Consider the following 22,213-nt stretch of genomic DNA (forward strand, 5'->3'; position numbering starts at 1 on the left):
GTGAACAGTTTAGTTGACGGGATCAGTCCCACGGGTGCTACGTTCTACCCCGACTACCGCTATAATAAGACCAAATAAAAAAAGGTCAACCAGAAATTCTGGCTAACCTTATATTACGAACGGGTGCATTTCTTTAGTAAGAAATGTGCCTTTTTTTATTGATTCAATGGGCAGGTTAGTCTATCCCTTTTACAAAATGAATATCTTATTGTTGATACGGTTTTAACTAGGGAGGATTCTTCATGGGATACTTTGTTTCAGTAGAACCAGGTGTAAAATTATATGTAGAAGATATTAACCCTGGGGGGAAAAAGTCAATCCTGTTTTTACATGGTTGGCCATTGAGCCATAAATAGTTTGAATATCAGTTTAATATTCTTCCAGCTATGGGTTACCGCTGTATTGGTTTAGACTGGAGGGGCTATGGCAATTCCGATAAACCATTTAGTGGTTACAATTTTGACAGATTGGCAGATGATATAAGTGTAGTAATTGAGGCGTTGCAGTTAAAAGATTTCACACTTGCAGGACACTCTACAGGAGGAGCAATTTCAATTCGATATATGGCTCGATATCAAGGTTTTGGAGTATCTAAACTAGTCCTTATAGACGCTGCATCTCCGACTAGTGTTGAAAAAGAAATTGCAAATAAGTTCATTACAGAAACACTTAATGATCGCCCTAAAATGTTGCAGGGTGTAACGGATCTCTTTTTCTTCCAAAAAATCACTGGACCATTCTCAGACTGGTTCTTTCAGCTAGGATTACAAGCAGCTAGTTGGTCGACGGCTGCAATCATGACAACATTAAGAGATGAAGATGTGTACAATGACCTTGGCAAAATATTTGTACCTACGTTAATTATTCACGGCATCCATGATAAAATCGTTCCGTTTACTAAAGGTCAGGAAACAAAAAATCTAATAGTAAACTCACAACTTGTACCATTTCAATATAGTGGTCATGGACCATTCTGGGAAGAGCGTGATAAGTTTAACCAGCTATTGATACAATTTCTTTAAAATGGGAGGATTAGAAATGGATAAATTGATTGAGATAGCCTTTGCTTATTTTATTGTTCGAGTAGTAGTACTTTGGAGATATTGATGTTAATAGTGTTACAACAGATCAGCTAAAGACCTATTTAATTGAGGAAGGAGAACACTTAAAGCCCTCAAGCTTAGGCCACCGTGTTCGATTCATTCGTTCTTTGTTCAAGTGGGCTTTTGACGAAGGGTTTATTAAGAATAATCCTGCAGCTAAATTAAAGGAACCCAAACTTGGGAAGAGGATTCCCAAATTCCTTACTGAACTTGAAATCGAACATCTTAGGGAATCTTGTGAAAACGCTATGGAAAATGCATTGTTTGAGTTCTTTTACTCCACAGGTTGTCGCATTGGGGAAGTAGTAAAACTTAATCGTGATGATATTAATTTCACAACAAATTCTGTAATTGTTCATGGAAAAGGTGATAAAGAACGTGAGGTATACTTTAATACTCGCTGTTCTTTATGGTTAAAGAGATACCTAGGTTCACGTGATGATCTTTACCCTTGCTTATTTATTACAGAAAGAAGACCCAAAAGAAGAATGAGTATCGATCTAATGAGATATATTATAACCCGTATATCAGATCGTACCGGAATTAAGAAGAGAATTCATCCACACCAGTTGCGTCACAGCTATGCCACTCATATGATGAATAACGGAGCGCCACTTGAGGTAATTTAGAGTTTACTTGGCCATGAGAAAAGCGAAACAACAAAGGTGTATGCACAATTTAGTGGCAAGTTAAGACATGATTTATATAGTAAATATTTTTAAAAGTAATAGCACAATAAAGTACAAAACCTCGTTTATAAATGACGAGGTTTTTTGATGTAATCTTACTTGTATTCTTATTTACTCTGAAGGATTTAGCGGTATTTTTCTAGAATACAATTTAGGAAAAAATATTATGTTCTTATTCAACAAACGGGGCAGGTTTGTTGTGGAAGGATTTTGATTAACTTTATAAAATTATATTAAGAAGCATTATTTTTTAAAGGGGGACATTTATGACGAAACCAATAGTTAATCTAATTGATTATAATCCTAATTGGGAAAAACAATATGAATATGAGGAAAATAGAATTCTTGATGTTTTAGGTGATAAGGTTGTTGGAATTGAACATATTGGTAGCACGTCAATAAAGGGATTAGAGGCGAAACCAATAATTGACATTATTGTAGGTGTGCAAGATTTAGATGAAGTATCTAGCTTTGTTAGCCCTTTAAGTGAAATAGACTACGAATATGTTCCTAAACCTGAATTTAAAGATAGAAGGTTTTTTAGGAAGAGATTATGGGGACAGGGGGCTTGTCATCTTCATATCTGTGAATTTAATAGCAGTGAGTGGATTGGAAAATTATTATTTCGTGATTATCTCAGGTTAAACCCCCAAGTAGCTGAAGAGTATGCATCATTAAAAAAAGAACTTGCAACTACATATCAGTTTGATAGACCAACTTATACAAAGAAAAAAGAACCGTTTATAAAAACAATTATCGAAAAGGCCAGGAGTGAAATATATGGTAAATGACTTCTCTTAATAAATGGCATTCCTTTAATAAGGAATGTTCTTTTATTATTGAAGAAAAGGGGCAGGTTTGTTGAAGAAGGAATTCTCTTAATAGTATAGAATTATTAAGAAAAATAAATTAGAGTGAGGATTTAGAAATGGTTGAGCCAAAAAATCAGTTAAAAGAATTTGCCAAAATGCACGATGAGTTTATTACTGATTGGAACGAGGCAATGACTTCAGGGGACACATCTTCATTAGATAGAATGGCAGAGGATTATTATGTTGCATTTTTTAAGGGTGTAGATGAAAAACCAATTATTTTTAACAAAGAAGACGCTATAACTGGCATGATTCAGTCTGTTATGCATTTTCCAGGTGCTAAAAAGAAGTTCGAAGATAGAGCTATTCGTCTAAGGAATAACGAAAATGCAGTGGTATGTTATGAATAGTTAATTGTAAAGAACGATGAAGTATTAGCAAGACTATTTACCATTGAAAATTGGAAATTTACTAATGAGAAATGGTTCAAGGACAGACTGATCAGCAATAAAATGCAACTGCAGCTAGGAAAGTAGAAATAAAGTCCCTAACTGCCGCTGCCATCATTTAATCTATCGTTTATTCCACTAACCTGCCTAGCTGAACAGGAAAAAGAGCCGCAATCAAGAGGATTTACAGCTCTTTCCTTTGTTTACTAAAATACAATATTCTATAAACTTTTGTTATCTGGGTAAGAAAAAAGTAACTTCCATTTTTAAGAATCGCACCTTTAAGTCGTATTCTTACATCGATAACTTTATCTCTTTTCCACTTAGTACAATCAGTTCTGTGGTTATTTCCATTCCGCAACACTGTCAACTGGCAAGCGCATAGACGGATGACCGTCATCATCGGCTTTACCAATTGATACGAGCATAATGGGCACAAAGCGTTCTTTGTCCATTCCGAAAACTTCGGCGATCCGATCTTTATCATAGCCGCCAATCGGATTAGTGTCATAACCATGGGCACGGGCAACCAACATGAGCTGCATCGCTATCAAGCCTCCATCAATCAGAGCAACGTCTTTTCGGTAGGTATCAGACACGGTACTATAAATGTTCTGTGTGAACGCAAGCAGCTGTTTCTTTACATCATCTGGCATATAACCAAGCTCTACCGCTGTGTTGAAAATTTCCTCTGCATAGGTATCATGCTTTAAATCCCCAAAAATAGCGATAACGGCTGCGGATGTTACTACCTGGTGGCTGTTAAACTGTGCCAGTGCCAGCAGTGTTGCTTTTGCTTTTTCGCTTTCGATGACCAGGAAGCGCCATGGTTGCAGATTATTGGAGGAAGGAGCCCGGGTTGCTTTGCTCAACATTTCCGTCATTTCCTCACGGCTGATTTTAACAGATGGATCATATTTTTTAATGGATCGACGTCCCAATATAATTTGATTGAAATCGTTACTACGAGTCAAATGGTCAGTTGTGTTCATTATTTGCCTCCTTTATGATTGCTTTAATCCAAAGGGATATCGGCTGAAAACTTCTAATGTTGAGCAAGTTTCATCTTCGGTGTATCTTAATTTGTTGCCGTCCACCGTATGATCAGCAATATCTTCTCACTAAACAATATCTTCGTTTGTGTCCCTTCGTTCCAGCTGACTTGTTCCCCGACGAAAACGTAGCCCCGTTGCGCCAAGTGAAATCACAGCAATTACGGCTGCAACAGCAACGAGAACTGCTGCGATCCAGGTGATCGCCTTGAGTGATAGGCCGTCAATGACGAATCCTCCGAGGCCGGATCCCACCGCCATGGCAAACTGCAACACGGATGTATTCAAGCTGAGCATAATGCCTGACGCTGCAGGTGCCAGTGTAATCAAGTAATACTGCTGTGTTGGAGCGGACGACCAAGAGAAGAACGACCAAAGCATCAGTAACGCAGAGACAAGGATCGGCGTCGTTTGTGCTGCGACCGACAATACGGTCAGCATGAGCATGTTTAACACCATACCGCCGACCAGTGTCGGAGCAACGCCCCACCGATCTGTACCCCAACCACCAGCCTTCGAGCCGACGAGACTAGCGATACCGTAACCGAACAAGGCCAAGCTGACCAGTCGATCGCTGAACCCGGCAACCTTAAGCAGATAAGGAGATATGTACGTAAAAATGGTGGAGTAGCCAACAATCCAGAAGAACGTGATTCCAAGGGCCAACGCAACGCGGGGCTCCAGCATCATTGCGAGCTGCCTCCGTAAAGGTACTGCCTGTTCGCTCTCCGTGCGGGGAATGGACAATGCCACAATCGGCAGAGCAAGAAGGCTTAGCACACCAATGCCGACGAAAATTAGCTTCCAGTCGTATATGGCGGCGATGACCCGTCCAACGGGCACACCCGCAATCAGGGAAGCACTAATGCCCATAAGTACTGTCGCAATCGCCGCACCCTGCTTGCCTTCAGGAGCCAACCTGGCGGCTACCGTGAGCGCTGCGACGACGAAAACGCCGGTTGCGAGTGCCATCACTACCCGGGCGGCCAATAGAAGTCCGTATCCCGGCAAAACTACAACTAATGCATTACTAATGACGAACAGGATAAGTGCATACAACAGCAGGGTTCTTCTATTGAGCCGCGCAGTGGCGGCCATGAGAATCGGCGTACCAAAGGCGAACGCTAACGAAAATGCCGTCAATAATTGGCCTGCGGCGGAAAGCGACACCCCCGTATCCGATGCGACTTTATCGAGAATGCCGGCTATCATGTACTCGGAAGAACCAACGAGAAAGCTGACTGCGGCCAACATGAATATTTTCCAAGCTACTGACATGGTGAATCCTCCTCTTTTCCTGTGTGGTGAATAGTTGGTTAGAAGCTCACAGCCACCTTCACTGCACGTTCTTTTGCCGCCAGCTTAATTGATACGGCTTCGTCCGGGAACTGCGCAAGCCCTTCTACGAAGATCGGTTCCAGCGTTTCAACGCCAAAGAACTTCAGCGATTCGTACAAATGCCGATGTCCCAGATTCAAATCGGCAGCCTGTCCACTGGAGTACACACCGCCGCTGGCTTGAATGTGGACCGCCTTCTTGCCCATACCCATAAGAAGTCCTACCGGCCCTTCCGGCGTATATTTGAACGTCTTGCCGGCTACAAAGATCGCATCAATGTACGCTTTTAAGACCGGAGGGTATGATAAGTTCCATAGCGGCGTAGCAAAGACGTATTTGTCTGCGGCGACGAATTGATCTACGATCTCGGCGAGTCGCGCAATTTTGGACTGAGCGGACGAATCCAGCGCGTCAAACGGCTCACCTTTTTGCAACCTGGCCCATCCCTGGAAAATCTCTGTGTCCAGTGGCGGCACAAAACTGTCGAACAGGTCGATATGCGTAACAGTATGCATCGGATTGGCGCTACGGTATGCCTCCATGAAGGCGCCGCCCGTTTGGAGTGTAGCGGATTCAGCATCGTTAAGCGGGTGTGCGGTAATATATAGTACAGTTGTCATTCTCTTTGAACCTCCTGTGTTTTATTGGTCTTGCTGGATTAGTATAAATCGAAGACACGGGGCCAGATAGTACTGTGTTTAACCTACAAGCATCCATAGTGGTGTTGCCAATCCTAGTAGAAATTCTATCACCTACGTTCAAACCACGATTGTGTAAAAAGGGAGACGTGCGTATGCGTATTGCTATATAATTAAGAAAACCATTATTTTGGAGGTCCATGTCCGATGAACGAAAACCTAAGACGCAAGGAGCTTGCAGATTTTTTGAAAAGCCGTCGAAAACGGCTCACACCGGAAGAGGCAGGACTATCGGGTACGGATAACAGTCGTCGCCGTACCAAAGGTCTTCGCCGAGAAGAAGTGGCGGTTTTAGCCGGAATCTCTCTGCCCTGGTATACAGCCCTGGAGCAAGGTAGAGACATCCGGGTTTCGGACAGCGTTATCGACAGCTTGGCCCGCACATTGAAGCTAGATCGTGACGAAAGGGTACATCTCTATATGCTCGCGGATCGAAAGGTACCACTGAACCCTATCGCAGATGGGGAGTATTGGGAGAAGGCCAATCCTGAACTTCAGCGCATCGTAGATCAGTATACTCATCTACCCGCCTATGCGATCGACGGTCAATGGAACCTGTTAGTATGGAACCAAACAGCTGCAGAATTATTCGGTTTGTACCCAAGCAGGATGAGGGACTGCGCAAGAAACCTTCTTTGGCTGCTGTTCACCGACCCGGTTTTCCGCGGTCGATTTGCGAATTGGGAGACTTCTGCTGGCAAGCTGCTCGCGGCGTTCCGCACCGCCTACGCACGTCGTATGGAAGATCCTTGTCTGAGCGAAATCATCGGCAGTCTTGCCGAGGCCGCCGACGATTTCAACGCGATTTGGGAGCGTCACGATGTTCAGTGCCTTCGCGATAATCTTTTCCAAATCCAGCATCCACACGTGGGAGCGATCGATATCCTCTCGAACGCCTTCTATGCAGCTGAGCATGACGACATTACCCTCGTCCTCTACACGCCAGCAAACGTCATCGACGAGGAGCGTCTAAAACACTTGAAAAATAGATCGAAGCAAATGCTTGCAGAAGCAGTATCCTTGAGAGCATGACAAGATGGCAGTTGGCTGGCTCACATTGAAATACACAATATTTAATTAGAGAACTACAATCTTGCTAAACTGTAATAGTTTGTTTTTAATTGGCTATATCAAACGTAATGTGAGCTCGGCGTCTCGTTAGACGGATAACGATAGTGCAAGAGAAAAACGGGAATGAATAAAAGAAGGTGTCCTAAAAGTATGACTTATAGGGGCACCCTTTTTTTGTGTAAAAAAATAAGAATATCAGTGAAAGAATAGAGGGGATTTCTCCCTCAAGTACTATAGAAGATAAATCTATATTGGCGGAAAAATCAGTGAATCATCCTGCTTTTGGTGAATTACCTCTTGATCTATGGATGTGAACAGATATATTTGCATGAACAGCGACACATAGAACAAATAAAAGAGATGAAATTACTTTTAGATGCGAGGCACTAAACTTATGGTTATAAACGGATTCTTGTTTAATTAAAGGGTAATTGGCATATCATAAAAGAAATTTTAACTTTGTGAAATATTATACTTAAAGTAACTGGGGCTTTAGTTGAAGAAGAATGTTAGAAGTTGAAACATGTATGTTCTGAAAAATTATTTAGGCGATTTAATAATGGGCGTGGACACGTTGGAAACAAAAATTCTCCTTTTTTAATGTCTTATTGTATTAAACATATGGGAAATTACAAGGTAATTTTATTTGATTTAGACGGAACGCTTTCAGACCCAAAAGTAGGCATAACTAAATCAGTTCAATATGCTTTACAGGGATGGGTATTACTGAACCAGACATTGATAAACTTGATTGTTTTATAGGTCCACCAATACAAGTGTCGTTTGCCGAATATTATAATTTTGATGAGGTGCAAACACTTAAAGCAATAGATTTATATAGAGAGAGGTATAAAAAAAAGGGAATGTTTGAGAACGAACTTTACTCAGATATTCCATTATTATTTAATTCCTTAAAAGAGCAAGGATTAACTTTAGTCATTGCTACTTCAAAACTAACTATTTTCGCTGAGCAAATATTAAAGTATTTTAATATTGACCATTATTTTCAGCTTATTGTAGGAAGTAATCTTGATGGTATAAGGACATCAAAAACAGAAATAATTCAATACATATTAAAATCTTAGCAATTTTATAATGATTGGAGAAGAAAATACGATATTATAGGGGCAAATAATACAGGAATTGACTCTATTGGAGTTACTTACGGATATGGTTCATATGAGGAATTAAGTCAGTCCAATCCTACTTATATTGCACAAAGTGTTAATCAACTAAAAGATATTTTAATGGGTGTAAAAATGAATTAATACACCTTATCCTCAACTAACAGGTGTAATAGCTAATGATCCGGCTTCGTTAGCCGGATTTTTATCTTATTGCGCTAACGGGGCAGGTTGAAGAAGGATTGCGCATTTTTGTGGAATTTTCCCATTGCTTACTTTAAATATATATTTCAATTGCTGATACCATTTAATACTATTGGGGTACCGTCAGGAAAATGCGGTTATCTATACTATGAAAATTAGGAGTATTTAAAGTATTCGAAGAAGAAAAATTGAGTGAAAAGCTACTTTGAATACTTAATATCTGAATTCAGTAAACGATGTATTCAAAGTATTCAAGGTAGTGATGTCTTAACACTGAGAAGGCATCGAATACCTTATCTTAGATAACAAAGGCTTAATAACGCCTTTAGGCGTTTTGGCTGCCTTCAAGGCACCAAACGTTTATAGAATTCGATGATGCGATAATCGTTATCAGAGAAAAATACATTGTTTACATGTCTTCAGTGTAAAAGGCTTAGGAAATAAAGACTTCTTACTGCAAGGTATAGATAACCGCGTATTTACAATGTTAAGTCCATTTTTCTGACGATACTCCAATTTTGGATTTTAGTAGCTGAACCATCTATAAATAAGATTTACATTATGAAAAGGTTATATTAGAAAAGAATTACCATTTGCATTTTGCAACGAGGCAAGACTGGTGTATAGTGACTATCAAAATAAACCGGTGAAAAAAGCTGATTTATTTAGGATAGTTTTTCTGGTTAATTTCTTTTTCTTTAAATTCATACATAGCTGCTTTATAACTTATGATTTCTAGATGTTTTAGATCCTCATTAATTTTATTTTGAACCATTAATTTGTGTTGCATTATCATTTCCTTTCTTTGCGATATGGTATCATTCCCCAACTCATATAATTCAAGATACCTTCTTATTTCGGAAATAGGCATACCTGTCAATCTTAGAGCGCGAATGAAATCTAACGTCTCAATATTTTCATCGTTATATACTCTGCGTCCCCTAGAATCACGAGAAATATTTTTTAATAACCCTTCCTTTTCATAAAATCTAAGTGTATTCGCAGTCACATTTAAATGTTCTTGGATATATTTCATCGAATATTGCATTCAATTTTCCTCCCTTTTAGTTATAGTAACAATAACTAAAAGTATATCAAAAGTTAAAGATAACCTTCAATGACCATTATAAACAATGATGTATTTTACGATAAAATTTTTGTTTGACTTACAGTAAGAATAACAATTTATACTTAAGTAGAGCTGTTGATAATGAAGACGATGAGGAACTCCAAGTTAAGTGGCATTAACTCGATAGAAGAGAGTTGAAGCAACAGTTGCATGAACAGTATCATAAAAAAGTTTCTAAGAAATGGAGTAGGAGGATTTATTGTGTTAAATATTAAAGACAAGGTTATTGTTATTACCGGTGGAAGTAGTGGTATGGGAAAAACTACCGCAGCTTTGTTAGCAGAACGAGGTGCTAAGGTAGTTGTTGGCGCACGAAGAAAACAACAACTTGATGAATTGGTCACCTCGATTACTTCCAAAGGTGGTTCAGCAAGTTTTAAGGTAACGGATGTGACAAAACGCAGCGATGTTGAAGATTTGGTAAAACACGCTGTAAATTCCTATGGAAAAGTTGATGTAATTATAAACAATGCCGGTATTATGCCGATTTCCCCCCTTGACGACCTGTTCGTCGAGGATTGGGAAAAAATGATCGACGTCAATATTAAAGGTGTTTTGTATGGCATCGCAGCAGCACTACCTGTCTTCCGCAAGCAGGGTAGCGGGCATTTTATCAACATCGCTTCTACTGCAGGACATAAGACTGTACCAAACCAATCGGTCTATTCCGGCACGAAGTACGCTGTGCGTGCCATCTCCGAGGGTTTGCGGCAAGAGGCGGGTGATAAGCTGCGGGTGACGATCATTTCACCTGGTATGACACGGACGAATGCCGCGGATTCTATGACAAATCCGGAGATGAAAGCCCGGCTCGAGGCGTTCCAGGATATCGCTATGCCGCCGGATGCAATCGCCCGGGCGATTGCGTTTGCGATTGAACAGCCATCCGATGTTGATGTGAACGAGATTATTATCCGTCCAACTGCACAGGGTTAGACTACTCCCTTTTCTCAAGTGAGGGAGGGCAATTCAGGTAAAATAGTTGCTATATATTTAGGTACTTTCTAATCCGGTGACTAAGCATTGTGATAATTTTCACTTAAACTATAGGGTGCGTTAGCTGAAGATCGGAGCTGTCTTTAAGGCGGCTTTTTCTTATGGAACTAAAGAGGCAGGTTTGTTGAATATGCAAGATGAATAATTGTACTCAAACTAATGGATGTAAGTGTCCTATATATGCTTTTTATCTCTGATTTTTTGTAATGGATACCCTGACTTCTTCCAGACATATAAGACTCCTTGTTTGAAGGACGTAAAGGTCTTCGCACCAATAAAAATTTGATCCCTAACAATAGATTGGGCAAGCTCAGGTTTGATTCCGACATAGATAGGTTCTACACCCATTAAGCAAAGTGCAGTTTGCATCTGTTGCAGGCGAGATGCGGTTTCAGGCTTAAGTCCTTCGTTAACCCCTGATAAATCAAAAAGGACGTCATTAATTTGATGATTGGCACAGTATTTTAATACTTTGCTCTCAATATGATTTATTCGGTCTTCCGTGATTTTCCCGAGAAGGGGAACAAGGACAGAAGTATCATTAGCAAGTGGAATAATAGGGCTTTCTAATTCCTTAATTTGTTCGTTTCTTTCCTGGATGGCGTTTTCAAATTCGGTAAGGTCTTTCCAAGTAAGAATATAACCCAGCTTTTCCCCTGCTTCAGAGGTTAAGGTGTTGACAACGATATCGGATTTAAATCGTTGAAATAAAGTTATAGTAGTGGAATGAGGAAAGTACCCATTTTTCATATATTCCAACGATTTTTGACTATGAAATCTAGAGATGTTTTGCCCTATAAAATCTTCTGGGTTATCAATATTTACAAAAGGTCCAATTACTTTAAGGAGTTCTTTGGCAGATTGGTTAATCCATACGATTTCATAGTCAGCATTGGTAATTAATATATTTTCACCAACCTTATCAAGTAGCGTTGGAATGTTTGTTTGACTAAAAAGTTCAATAGTTATGGCAAACCTCTCCTTAAATCATTATAGAACAAGTATAATTGAGACAATAAAGTATTACAATATTCAAAATTCAAGCAAATATTAATACAATAACTTTAATAATTTTTGGTGATACAAATCACTTGTGCAGCAAATCCTGAGAAATGATTTTGCTTTTAAACTAAAGGGCAGGATTGTGGCATAAGGAATATGTTATTTACTTTAAGAATATTTAGAGTAAAGATGTCATTGTTAATGGGGAGGTTAGTTATGGAAGTTCTTTTTATTGGAATCATATTGCTCATCTTAGGGCTGACAAACCTTATTGCATTTAAAGTAGCGGGAAGGAATAAAAAAAGAAGAATTATATCAGGAGTTATAGTTATTCTTATCACACCTTTAATCTTTAAAATTTCATTAGATGTTATAGGTTCCTTTGACCCTGGCGGATTTGCAACTGGAGCTATTACTTTGATTTATTCTACTTTATTTTTTATCAACGGAATCATAATAATTCTTATAGGCATTACAACAAACAGTGCAAAAAAGGCTTAATGAAAGAATACAATCTTCAGCAATCGGGTGCGATTGCTACATAAGGCGGTTGCCGTTACTCAAGAAAAGTGCAGGATTGTGGATTAAAGAAGTTGTATATCACCTCAGTTTTTACAGTGAAATATTATGAAAAGGGGCAACTGGTTATGAAAAGAAGTATCTTTTTCTTCATCCTTGCTATTGCATTTCTGATGGGGTGTTCATCGGCAGAAATTAGTAAAAAAGAAGTTTATAAAGAAACAGCGTTACCTTTAGAAATCTCCAATACTGTTAAAGAATCTGATATAAAAAGAATTGATTGGGACAAAACTGCCACTACATTTAACACAGGAACACGAAGTGATATGGTTGGAAACAAAATGAAAGTTGGCATTATAGGTCCCGAACTAAAAACGAAAAAAATAGATAAGTGGATGTGGCATTTCTGGGGCATCAAAGAGGGTAAGTTAACTATTGTGGGATACAACAAAAAATCTTCAACTGTAAAGCCAGTGTTATACGATGTAAATTCAAAAAAATACTACTGGACAAAAGATGGATTCGGTAGTGAAGTTAATGGTGCTGATTCACATATACCATCAAATGTGCTGCTAAACGAATCGGGGAAATGGGCTTTTTTGGTCTATATAGACAATAAACTCTTTGATATCTTAGTTATGGACATCAAACAGGAATGAAACTATTCTCTAAGATTATTAAAAACTACACAAACTGATAATCAGTTATTCAACAATCGGGTGCGTTAGGGATTTAGTGGCCCTTATTTCTGAATACGAAGAGAGCATTGATTTCTCCCATATCGGCTTTCCTTCTTACTGGAGTGAATTCTTGGTGAGATTAAACATGCAGAAATAACAATGGATCCCACAAGGGTCCTTTTTTTATTTTTTCCCGGCAAACTATTCGAACAACAACAAACCGGGTGGAAAAGAGGAATTTCCAACTTGAAAGTTGCCGTCGTAGTTGCCCAAGATCGTAACAAAGCAGGTACAGGAAGGGTTAAAGCCGAAGAAATTGATACAGTGATAGGTGAATAAGTTCACCCTCTTCTTTGTTATGTACCGATACTGCAACCAACTAAAAAAAATTTGGGGAGCTAAAAGGCTTGCTGCACGAAATGATTAATGAACGCCAAAAACAACGCGTAAAAAGAGGGATATACCATATAGGAGGAATGGGATGGCAAAAGAAAGAAATCAGCTGCAATATCACTCTCATTTATATGAACGATTATATGGATTATGGTTACGCAGAAGGAGTAGAAGAGTAGAGCATGTTCCTGGGAGGGAGTGTGCTCTTCTTTTTAGGCGGAACATGTACTAAATGAACAGGGAAGTCAGGTCAATCACAAGTTAGGACCTTACCGTATGAAATCGACTCATTACGTTAATGATAGAAACGATATGAAGGTAGGGAGAAGCTATGGGTTTTTTTAAAAAATCAAAGGTAAAAAATGCGCAAAAAACAAAAGAAAATTCGCCTGAAAATCGGGCATTGTCCCCGAGTCTTTCAGAAAATCTTGATCTTCTTAGTGAACGTTTTGGTGGAAGTACAGATTTGATCAAACGCCAGATTACCTTTTTCAATAACGAAAAAACCAAGCTGTTGGTTATTTATTTAGAAGGCATGGTCGACAAAGTTCTTCAGGATTCTATCCTGAAATCCATTCTCATGGATGATGTTGCGACTGTAACTTCAAACACAGCTGTCGGGACGTTAAAAGATCTATTGGTGACGACTTCCAGTGTAAATGAAGTGACTGACATTCGAACGGTAAGTATGCACATTTTATCCGGTGACACGGTGATCTTGGTGGATGGCCAAAGCTATGGAATTTCAGTGAATACTAAAGGTGGGGAACATCGAGGGGTCCAAGAACCTGCATCACAAACGGTCGTTCGGGGATCAAGAGAGTCTTTTACAGAAAAGTTGCCAACCAATACGGCTTTAATTCGAAGAATCATAAAAGATCCTTCTTTGATCTTGGAGTCATTGACCATTGGCAGAACTACCCATACCCAAGTGGGGATTATGTATCTTAAGGATGTGGCCAATGATAAGGTCCTTCAGGAAGTGCGTACACGTCTAAACCGAATCGATCTTAATGGCTTGGTAGAAAGCGGGACGTTGGAGGAATTTATTCAGGATGAAACGTACACGCCTTTTCCAACGATCTTTAATTCAGAGAGACCCGATGTGATTGCTGCTGGCCTGTTGGAAGGACGAGTCGCCATTTTAGTGGATGGATCCCCTTTCGTTCTATTAGTTCCTGCCTTATTTATTCATTTTTATCAATCTCCTGAGGACTATACGCAACGGTCTGACATTGCGACTCTTATTCGAATCCTTAGATTTTTTAGTATGTGCATCGCAATTTTTGGTCCAGCGCTCTATATCGGTATAACAACCTTCCATCAGGAAATGCTGCCTACCCAGCTATTAATCAGTTTAGCCGCACAACGTGAAGGTATCCCTTTTCCTGCATTGGTTGAGGCTTTAATGATGGAGATCACATTTGAAATTCTTCGTGAAGCAGGGATTAGAATGCCTAGGACCATTGGGCAGACACTTTCAATTGTCGGGGCACTCGTTATTGGCCAGGCCGCAATTTTGGCTGGAATTGTTTCACCATCCATGGTCATCGTTGTATCCCTAACGGCAATCGCCAATTTTGCCATTCCTTCTTATAACATGAGTATTTCATTACGAATGGTGCGGTTCATCTTCATGTTCCTGGCTGCCTCTTTTGGATTATTTGGAATGATTATTGGAATCTTTGCACTAGTGCTCCATTTAACGAGCCTGCGTTCATTTGGAATGCCTTATATGTCACCGTTTGGACCATTTAATTTACAGGACCAGAAAGATAGTATCTTTCGGCTGCCGCAATGGGGATTGATTTCCAGACCACGGCTTATCGGCAACCAGCAAAATATGACTCGGATCGACGAAAACTCAAGGCCGAAGTAAGGTCAACTTAATCTTTGGCTCTTTTCTAAAAGATGGTTGATTTTGGGTCATTTTTGCAAATAGCCCAAGTGCGAGACTACGGGTAGGAGCAGCGGGACAGGTGAGACCCACAGGCTTAATTACCAGCTCACCTTACCCCTCGCGGAAAGCGAGCATCCTGAAACAGAAATCAACCACTCCCAAGAGTAACAAAGGTTATGAAAACAGCCTAATCTTTTTATAGGAATCAGGTGACTCCATGAAAAAATGGATTTCTTTAATAGTGATTCTGTCCCTTATGATTTGCACGTTGACTGGCTGCTGGAATCGCAGAGAACTCAATCAGATTTCCATTGCCGTAGGAATGGCCATAGACAAAAGTGGAGATGGATACCGGGTTTCTGTCCAAGTGGTCAACCCAAGTAAAATCTCCCAGCAAGGAGGAGGTGGTCTTCAGCAAACGCCTGTCACGGTCTTTTCTCAAAGGGGATCTACTATCTTTGAAGCGATAAGAAGGATCATCACGGTTTCGTCGAGAAAAACCTACTTTGCCCATTTACGGATTCTCATATTGAGTGAAGAACTGGCTAAGCAGGGAGTTAGCAAGACTTTTGACCTTATATGGCGAGACCAGGAATTCCGTTCTGATTTTTATTTGATGATTGCTAAAAATAGCAGAGCGGATACCGTATTAAAGCAGTTAACCCCTTTGGAAAAATTGCCTGCCAATGATTTATTTTACTCATTAGAAGAATCTGAGAAAGCCTGGGCGCCGACGACCGCCATTGATATTAATGAATTTATTTCCGATTCATTTAGAGAAGGGAAAAACCCAATCGTTGGCGGAGTAAAAGTGAAAGGCAACATCAATCAAGGAGAAACTCTTGGAAATCTATTAAAATCAGATGGTTATGCTCATTTAATTTCGAAACAAATTGCGATCTTTAAAAGGGACAAACTCGTAGGCTGGTTAAATGAAAAAGAAAGTAAAGGCTACAATTATGCGATTGGAAATGTACATAGCACCGTAGGATGCCTAAAATGTCCGGATGGAGGAAAAATCACCCAGGAGGTTATTCGAAGCCAGTCCAAAATGCACGGTTCCGTGCGAAACGGGAAACCGGAGATCAAGATGAATATCAACCTGGAACAAAACGTTGCGGATGTAGAATGTAATTGGGACATTACAAAACAGAGTACCATAAATAAAATAAATGAACAAAGTGAGAAAAAAGTTATTTCTGTAATCAAGCTGGCCATTAGAAAAGCACAGGACAAAGATTCTGATATTTTTGGTTTCGGAGATGCGATACATAAATCGAACCCTCAGGAGTGGAAAAGGTTAAAACCGCATTGGGACCAAGAGTTTAAGAAAATAAAAGTGGATATCAACGTTCAGGCTAAAACGAGGGAATTTGGAACAACGAACCAATCCATTCTTAAAGACACGAAGGAGTAAAAAAATGTGGAAAGTGACAGGGATCCTTGTGGTTTCAATTATCATCATTTATGTGGAAGGACCTGCTCTCAAGAAAAAAAAGCGAATCAAAGAAATGGCCGTGTTTTATTTTCTTTTAATGATGGGAGCAAGTACGTATATCGCAAAATCTCGACAAATGAAACTACCTGATCCCGTTCACTTGATGGAAAGCGTTTATCAGCCAGTAAGCAAAGTCGTTTTTCATTTTCTGCAGTAATAAGGAGGCGTATGGAATGGTGGAAAAAGTGAAAATTTCTCATCGTCAGCTAACCATCTTGTTTCTGCTGATCACCATTGGGGATTCCATTCTTATTTTGCCATCGATTCCAGCAAATGAAGCACACCAGGATGCCTGGATCTCGGGTATATTAAGCCTGCTATTAGGGTTGGTGATCTGTTATCTTTACTATGCAGTCGGAAAACTATATCCACAACTTACTTTGATCGAATATACGAATGTTATTTTCGGTAAGATCGGTTGGTTCATTTCCCTATTATTTATCATCTACCCGCTTTTGTCCCTGGCAGCCCTCTTACGCGAAATCGGTGATTTCATGGCGACGCAAATATTTGTCGAGACACCAATGGAAGCGATCATTATTCTTATGCTTCTGGTTGTTATCATGGCAGTCCGTCTTGGCCTCGAGTGCATCGCGAGAAGTGCTGAAATCTTTTTCCCGTTTCTTATCCTATTGTTTATCGTAATGGTTGTCTGTTTATTGCCTCAAATCAAGCTGGATAACGTATATCCCGTTCTTGAACACGGCATTCATCCTATTTTAAGGGGTTCGATTTCGTTTACGGCCTTACCGTTTATGGAAACATTTGTGATCTTGATGATCCTTCCGTATGTTAATAAAAAGGCAGGAATCAAAAGAAGTTTGTTAATCGGAGGGGGGATCGGAGGAACCGTATTGCTGATCATGACAGGGTTATCACTCTTGGTTCTTGATCCGAACTTAACCGCAAAAAGCGTCTATCCGAGTTATAAGCTGGCTTCTAAGATAAACCTTGCGGATATGATACAACGTGTTGAGGCAGTTCTGGCGGCCATTTGGTTTATCACGATTTTCTTCAAAATGGCATTATATCTGTATGCTGCTTCGTTAGGTACGGCACAGTTGCTGAAATTGAATAATTATCAATTTTTGCTTCTCCCCTTTGGGATGATCACGATTCCCCTTGCTCTTACTTTGGGTGAAAACAGCATGTATCTAAGCTATATTTTCATGAAAATATGGCCGTTTTATGACTTAACCCATGCGGTGATTTTCCCGACTCTCCTTCTTATTATAGGAACCTATAAAAAGAAAATGGAAGCAAAACTTTCTCTGTAAGTTCAGCGTTTATATTTTCTATTCTTTAGCAGTAAGATTGTCGATAGCTAAGGCCTTTCCGCTTGTGAACTTTTGATACATCTAATTGGCTCAAGAAATGTTTGCGGGATTCACTAATCGAGCTAACACCGCCTTTTTTGTCAAAAGTGGATTCATTTTATCCCTTGTCAATTCATGCAATTATAAAAATGGAGTGTTTGGTGAGTAATTAGTTAGTACCACTAAAACAGCTTATGATAAATCCTTAAAATCCGTAAATGCTCTGCCAACTAACTCAATTAAAACGAATCTATTAGGAAGATTGGCAAAGGTAAAAGCCATTCTAGATTATGCAGGGAAGTATCAGGCAGCTAAGAGTGCAGCATCCAGAATGAGTGCTGCTAAATCAGAGTTCACAGACGCCTTTGATCCAGACGATTTATCATCACAAGTTGAAAATTTAACCATACTGCAAAAGGCCGTTGATGAGGATTTACCTTATTTCACGGCATTAGGAACTGTAGGGGCTCAGTTTAAAGTTAAATACTATGATCCTGCCAAAGCGTATATCACTAAATACGAAAAAGAAGTGCAAGTTTCTGTCCTAATTGATAAATTTGAGGAAGACATGAATGAGGATGTTCCTTATAGTGATTTACGCATTCAATACAGTGATATCAAAACAGCTCTTGATCAATTACCTCAAAGCAGTATGAAAAATGCTCTTGTTGAACGGTTAAAAGAAATTATAGGCGATCTTGAACCTGCTGAACCTCAATCTGGGTATGACTCTCCAGATACTGGGCTCGGAATCACTCTTAAAAGCATAAAAATTGAAGGTGCAGCCGGTGCTAAAACTTATACCATTAAATACACCGAGGATAACTACAATTATGATGATTTAAAGGCTGGTCAGTTTAAAGTTTATTATAAAGATGGCACCTCTGTTGTTTTAGATGGAGATGCTACAGTTCTAGCGGGTGACACAAGGCAAGCTAGTGTAGTATTCTCAGACAATAATAGCTCTGAAGCCTATCTCATTGAATATGGCAGTGGTTTAACCGATAATACACCTATTGCACTTGGAACCTTATTTTGGAAGGTCCAGCCAATTGATGACCCGGATGAAAAATATAATGATGATGACGGATCTTACGACGATGGAACAGAAGATGACGGCACCACTGATAATGGCACCGGCGATGGAGAAGGGGCGATGATGGCGATGATGTAGATCCATTTGATCCTGGGAACTTTGGTGAATAACGTGAATGGACTTTCGTTTTTAGGACGTTCTTATATGCCTCAATAAAGAAGAGCTTGGTGATGCCAAGCTCTTTATCCTTCATGTCCACCGATTAATTTACTTCTGTGAATAGCTGTCCCTGCTTGGGTAAAAGAAATAGTTGAAGAGCAAAGAACGTGATGTTCCCTTTACATTCCTATTATTATTTTCAACAAATAAAAAAGAAAGATTTCAGGAGGGGAAAAAAGAATGGGTGCTAAAGTGCCGATGAAGATCATTACGATTGATCAATTAAAGGAAATGTTGATAGGCAGGAAATACAAATACGCTCAGGTCCATCATACTTACCAGCCAGATCATGCGGACTTTGATGGTAAAAACCACATCGATCTAAACCGTGGGATGGAGGATTATCATTTAAATGTCCGTAAGTGGAACTATATTGGTCAGCACGTATCCCTAAATGCCAGATGGAAAGTTTGTCACAGGTCGTAACTTTGATATTGCTCCAGCTGGTATCGAAGGATATAACACCGGGGCGTTCATGTGTGAGATTGTAGGAAACATCGACAAGGGACATGACAAGCTGGAAGGGAAGCAGCTGTCTTCCGCATTAGAATTGTACAACTTCCTCGTGTATGAATGCGGAGCTCAAGTAATGTTTCACAATGAGCATGCCTCCAAGACTTGTCCGGGGACCGGTTTAGACAAAGCTCAGTTTGTAAAGCAGGTACAGTCTTTTAAGGCAGAAACAGGCAAGGCTCCTTCATCGGTGGGGAACAGACCTTAACATTAAAAAGTTGCAAGTGGATCTCATGTTGGCCGGAGAGAAACTGCCAAAGTTCGGTGCAGAAGGAAAGCCTGGAGACGAAACTACGGCAGCCATTAAATCCTTCCAGAAGAAAAACAAATTGGTTATCGATAGTATTCCAGGACCTAAAACTTTGGCCAAGCTGGCCGAGGTGCTTAAAAAGAAAAAGGTAACTACTAATCCGCTGCCTAAGCCAAAGGTTACTCCAAAACCAAAGAAGCCGATCCATCGGTTAATCGCTGATGGAAAACAGGTCAATGCCTTCGGCGAGACGGATAATTTGCTGGCATCTATCGAAAAGCAGATCAAAGCCGGTGTTAAAAAATTGAAATTGAGAGGGTGTAATAATGATTAATTGGAGAGTTCGTTTTAAAAATTGGTTATGGTTATCCGCTTTTTTATCCCAGCTTATGATCATCCTGCAGCTGGTCCTTGTAGGAGTGCACTCTATTGGGGTAACTGATTTTAAATTAACTGAAGAAATTCGCGGTTGGGTGTTGGCATTAGCTAATGCTATTTTTATTGCTCTTTCCATGTTGGGGATTGTTCAGGATCCAACTGTTGAAGGAATTGGCGATAGCCAGAGAGCTTTGACCAGAGATGAACCATTAAAAACAAAAGGGGGAGTTTTATAATAGCGACAACAAAAATCAAAGTGATTACACACGATAACCAAGAGTTTGTGACCAACGTAGAAAATTATGATGCCACAGCCATTAATGATCAACTGAATGATCAGCAGCGGATCACAGTAGTCATTGGAGATATCGTTATGTATCGTTCAAATGTGAAACTTATTGTTCCAGAGAATAAATAAAGTTACCCCTCAGAAGGGTAGATTTTTTGCGGGTTGCAAATTGAAAAGTTCCGTTCTCAAATTTATGTAATAATATTAATGTGGTTTAGGTTAACAACAAAAGCCTATCCAGGCTTTGTTGTTTGTTTTTTTAAAACGGATCAGTACGGTATTAAAACTTATTGTGGTCATTAAGGCGAATTTAAATTATTCATAATATTTATTTCATATTGGTTAATATATCAGTTATAATATTTTGGTGGAAATAACTAGAAGAGGGAGTTGGGAAAGAACTACATATATTTATGATATTAAACTTATGACTATATTAAAGTGAGATACTATTTATAAAAAATTTCCAGGAGGAAAAAGTTTTGCATGAAATCGATAAAGTAATTAAAGCTCATAAAAGTGTTGTAGATATTTCCGATGCTGGGATTTCTATTATGGCACTTTGCTTCTGGTTTATAATAGGAATAGTTTTATTTATTCATATAATTAAAGATAGAAAAACATATAAAGTTAGCGGCTTTTTATTAAGAATTCTTATTCTTATTCTTATTATATTAATTAATACATATCTATTTAACAAAATATCGTTTTACAATTTATCAATAAGCGAGGATAAATGGAAAACCGAATATTTAAAACCTTATATTTCATCTAGACCAATTCACAAAGAATTAGTATTAGATTTATCACAATCATTTAAAAAAGATGACAAAATAATAAATGTAATTTATCTAGAAAATAATCAACCAAAAGTTCACAAGATTAGAATGAAAGTAAAAGATAAAAATAAAAAAGAAAAAATAATAGTAATGAAAGTATTAATTAAGAATGATGCTAAGGATAAAAATCACCTTTCATACAGAACGATTAGACAGAGTATTTCAAGTAAGTATAATAACAAAGTATTTTATGAACCTGTATTGCACATTTCGCAGGACTATAAAGTGATTAAGTAAAAAAACAATTAGGCTATTTTAGCCTAATTGTTTTTTTACTTAATCATAATAATAAATTCTTATTTTAACATCATCACCTTGACTTTTTACAATGTAAAATTCTGCTCTATTATTATCTCCATCAACATATTTATCAAGATTAGTCCAAACAGCACAATGGTCTTTATCTAACCATTTACCAAAATCCAACAAAGGATCAACTACTTCATCTTTACCGTCTGGATCGTTTTCCATTAATTTTACATACCCTTCCCACGACCAACCTTCAGCTAAGCAAACTTTAAAGTCTCCCCCAGTTGATTTAACAGGAACACTTGCTTTTGAAAATGTGGATTCTCCTACATAGTCCCATCCAGATGATGCAAATGCTGAATTCGCTGGCAGGAATAAAGCTGATCCTAATACAAGAGAAATGATTAATTTTTTCATATATTTACTCCTTTAATTATCTTTTATTTTTCGGTGTAGTATCAATCATA

23 protein-coding genes and 5 pseudogenes are annotated in these 22,213 nt (G+C 39.0%); 22 read left to right on the forward strand and 6 right to left on the reverse strand.

All coding sequences use genetic code 11. From position 1 onward, the window contains the following. Positions 1-242: 242 nt before the first annotated feature. The 4 genes and pseudogenes from M1K46_RS24205 to M1K46_RS24220 all read left to right on the forward strand — a co-directional run bounded on the left by M1K46_RS24205 (position 243) and on the right by M1K46_RS24220 (position 3,014). A pseudogene (locus tag M1K46_RS24205) lies at positions 243-1,022 on the forward strand (alpha/beta fold hydrolase). A 68-nt stretch (positions 1,023-1,090) separates the two neighbouring features. Continuing rightward, a pseudogene (locus M1K46_RS24210) lies at positions 1,091-1,825 on the forward strand (tyrosine-type recombinase/integrase); the annotation flags it as partial. A 233-nt stretch (positions 1,826-2,058) separates the two neighbouring features. Continuing rightward, positions 2,059-2,583, forward strand: a complete 525-nt coding sequence (locus tag M1K46_RS24215; RefSeq protein WP_256228006.1) for a GrpB family protein — start codon at positions 2,059-2,061, stop codon at positions 2,581-2,583. A gap of 137 nt (positions 2,584-2,720) precedes the next feature. Continuing rightward, entirely contained in the window at positions 2,721-3,014 is a 294-nt protein-coding gene (locus M1K46_RS24220) for a hypothetical protein (RefSeq protein ID WP_256228007.1), read from the forward strand. A 383-nt stretch (positions 3,015-3,397) separates the two neighbouring features. Here M1K46_RS24220 and M1K46_RS24225 read toward each other — a convergent pair whose 3' ends face one another. The 3 genes from M1K46_RS24225 to M1K46_RS24235 form a co-directional block, all read right to left on the reverse strand. After that, the gene (locus M1K46_RS24225; RefSeq protein WP_256228008.1) at positions 3,398-4,045 is read right to left on the reverse strand and encodes a nitroreductase family protein; all 648 of its coding nucleotides are present in this window, start codon (positions 4,043-4,045) and stop codon (positions 3,398-3,400) included. A gap of 129 nt (positions 4,046-4,174) precedes the next feature. Continuing rightward, entirely contained in the window at positions 4,175-5,383 is a 1,209-nt protein-coding gene (locus M1K46_RS24230; RefSeq protein WP_256228010.1) for an MFS transporter, read from the reverse strand. Between the two features lie 38 nt (positions 5,384-5,421). Then, positions 5,422-6,063 (reverse strand): NAD(P)H-dependent oxidoreductase, encoded by a 642-nt coding sequence (locus M1K46_RS24235; RefSeq protein WP_256228011.1) that lies wholly within the window; start codon positions 6,061-6,063, stop codon positions 5,422-5,424. 225 nt (positions 6,064-6,288) lie between these two features. Here M1K46_RS24235 and M1K46_RS24240 point away from each other — a divergent pair, with 225 nt between their 5' ends. From M1K46_RS24240 to M1K46_RS24250, 3 genes and pseudogenes are all read left to right on the forward strand, one after another. Beyond that, positions 6,289-7,173: a helix-turn-helix transcriptional regulator gene (locus tag M1K46_RS24240; RefSeq protein ID WP_256228012.1), complete on the forward strand. Its 885-nt coding sequence runs from the start codon at positions 6,289-6,291 to the stop codon at positions 7,171-7,173. A gap of 266 nt (positions 7,174-7,439) precedes the next feature. After that, positions 7,440-7,602: pseudogene (locus tag M1K46_RS24245) on the forward strand (DinB family protein); the annotation flags it as partial. A 231-nt stretch (positions 7,603-7,833) separates the two neighbouring features. After that, a pseudogene (locus M1K46_RS24250) lies at positions 7,834-8,480 on the forward strand (HAD family hydrolase). 721 nt (positions 8,481-9,201) lie between these two features. Here M1K46_RS24250 and M1K46_RS24255 read toward each other — a convergent pair. Next, complete coding sequence (locus M1K46_RS24255; protein WP_256228013.1) at positions 9,202-9,588, reverse strand: MerR family transcriptional regulator; 387 nt, start codon at positions 9,586-9,588, stop codon at positions 9,202-9,204. A gap of 231 nt (positions 9,589-9,819) precedes the next feature. Here M1K46_RS24255 and M1K46_RS24260 point away from each other — a divergent pair, with 231 nt between their 5' ends. Beyond that, positions 9,820-10,605 carry an SDR family oxidoreductase gene (locus tag M1K46_RS24260; protein ID WP_256228014.1) on the forward strand — a complete coding sequence of 262 codons (786 nt, stop codon included), beginning with the start codon at positions 9,820-9,822 and terminating at the stop codon, positions 10,603-10,605. 234 nt (positions 10,606-10,839) lie between these two features. Here the strand turns inward: M1K46_RS24260 and M1K46_RS24265 are convergent, their stop codons facing one another. Next, positions 10,840-11,415, reverse strand: a complete 576-nt coding sequence (locus M1K46_RS24265) for an STAS domain-containing protein (RefSeq protein ID WP_375162244.1) — start codon at positions 11,413-11,415, stop codon at positions 10,840-10,842. Between the two features lie 468 nt (positions 11,416-11,883). Between M1K46_RS24265 and M1K46_RS24270 the strand changes: the two genes are divergently transcribed. The 14 genes and pseudogenes from M1K46_RS24270 (at position 11,884) to M1K46_RS24335 (ending at position 21,734) form a co-directional block, all read left to right on the forward strand. Beyond that, complete coding sequence (locus M1K46_RS24270) at positions 11,884-12,168, forward strand: hypothetical protein (protein ID WP_256228015.1); 285 nt, start codon at positions 11,884-11,886, stop codon at positions 12,166-12,168. Between the two features lie 146 nt (positions 12,169-12,314). Further along, positions 12,315-12,845 (forward strand): DUF4871 domain-containing protein, encoded by a 531-nt coding sequence (locus M1K46_RS24275; RefSeq protein WP_256228016.1) that lies wholly within the window; start codon positions 12,315-12,317, stop codon positions 12,843-12,845. A 252-nt stretch (positions 12,846-13,097) separates the two neighbouring features. Continuing rightward, a pseudogene (locus M1K46_RS24280) lies at positions 13,098-13,336 on the forward strand (IS1595 family transposase); the annotation flags it as partial. Positions 13,337-13,590: 254 nt separating this feature from the next. After that, positions 13,591-15,138, forward strand: coding sequence for a spore germination protein (locus tag M1K46_RS24285; protein WP_256228017.1), 1,548 nt, complete (start codon positions 13,591-13,593; stop codon positions 15,136-15,138). 238 nt (positions 15,139-15,376) lie between these two features. Next, positions 15,377-16,576, forward strand: a complete 1,200-nt coding sequence (locus M1K46_RS24290; RefSeq protein ID WP_256228018.1) for a Ger(x)C family spore germination protein — start codon at positions 15,377-15,379, stop codon at positions 16,574-16,576. A 4-nt stretch (positions 16,577-16,580) separates the two neighbouring features. Then, entirely contained in the window at positions 16,581-16,814 is a 234-nt protein-coding gene (locus tag M1K46_RS24295; protein ID WP_256228019.1) for a hypothetical protein, read from the forward strand. A 16-nt stretch (positions 16,815-16,830) separates the two neighbouring features. Beyond that, entirely contained in the window at positions 16,831-17,934 is a 1,104-nt protein-coding gene (locus M1K46_RS24300; RefSeq protein ID WP_256228020.1) for a GerAB/ArcD/ProY family transporter, read from the forward strand. Between the two features lie 301 nt (positions 17,935-18,235). Next, complete coding sequence (locus M1K46_RS24305) at positions 18,236-19,147, forward strand: hypothetical protein (RefSeq protein ID WP_256228022.1); 912 nt, start codon at positions 18,236-18,238, stop codon at positions 19,145-19,147. A 261-nt stretch (positions 19,148-19,408) separates the two neighbouring features. Beyond that, positions 19,409-19,654 carry a hypothetical protein gene (locus M1K46_RS24310; protein ID WP_256228023.1) on the forward strand — a complete coding sequence of 82 codons (246 nt, stop codon included), beginning with the start codon at positions 19,409-19,411 and terminating at the stop codon, positions 19,652-19,654. Then, on the forward strand, positions 19,623-19,949 hold the full coding sequence (locus M1K46_RS24315; RefSeq protein WP_256228024.1) for a hypothetical protein: 327 nt from the start codon (positions 19,623-19,625) through the stop codon (positions 19,947-19,949). The genes M1K46_RS24310 and M1K46_RS24315 overlap by 32 nt, the downstream gene beginning before the upstream one ends. Before the next feature lie 10 nt (positions 19,950-19,959). Then, entirely contained in the window at positions 19,960-20,325 is a 366-nt protein-coding gene (locus M1K46_RS24320) for a peptidoglycan-binding domain-containing protein (RefSeq protein WP_305586328.1), read from the forward strand. Further along, positions 20,318-20,605, forward strand: coding sequence for a phage holin (locus M1K46_RS24325; protein ID WP_256228028.1), 288 nt, complete (start codon positions 20,318-20,320; stop codon positions 20,603-20,605). The genes M1K46_RS24320 and M1K46_RS24325 overlap by 8 nt, the downstream gene beginning before the upstream one ends. Positions 20,606-20,652: 47 nt before the next feature. Further along, positions 20,653-20,787, forward strand: a complete 135-nt coding sequence (locus M1K46_RS24330; RefSeq protein WP_256228029.1) for a hypothetical protein — start codon at positions 20,653-20,655, stop codon at positions 20,785-20,787. Between the two features lie 353 nt (positions 20,788-21,140). Further along, entirely contained in the window at positions 21,141-21,734 is a 594-nt protein-coding gene (locus tag M1K46_RS24335) for a hypothetical protein (protein ID WP_256228030.1), read from the forward strand. 39 nt (positions 21,735-21,773) lie between these two features. Here the strand turns inward: M1K46_RS24335 and M1K46_RS24340 are convergent, their stop codons facing one another. Beyond that, the gene (locus tag M1K46_RS24340) at positions 21,774-22,163 is read right to left on the reverse strand and encodes a hypothetical protein (RefSeq protein ID WP_256228031.1); all 390 of its coding nucleotides are present in this window, start codon (positions 22,161-22,163) and stop codon (positions 21,774-21,776) included. Positions 22,164-22,213: the final 50 nt, after the last annotated feature.

Origin of the sequence: Fictibacillus sp. WQ 8-8, from assembly GCF_024494405.1 — a bacterium.
In the GTDB taxonomy this organism is placed as follows: Bacteria; Bacillota; Bacilli; order Bacillales; family Fictibacillaceae; genus Fictibacillus_C; species Fictibacillus_C marinisediminis.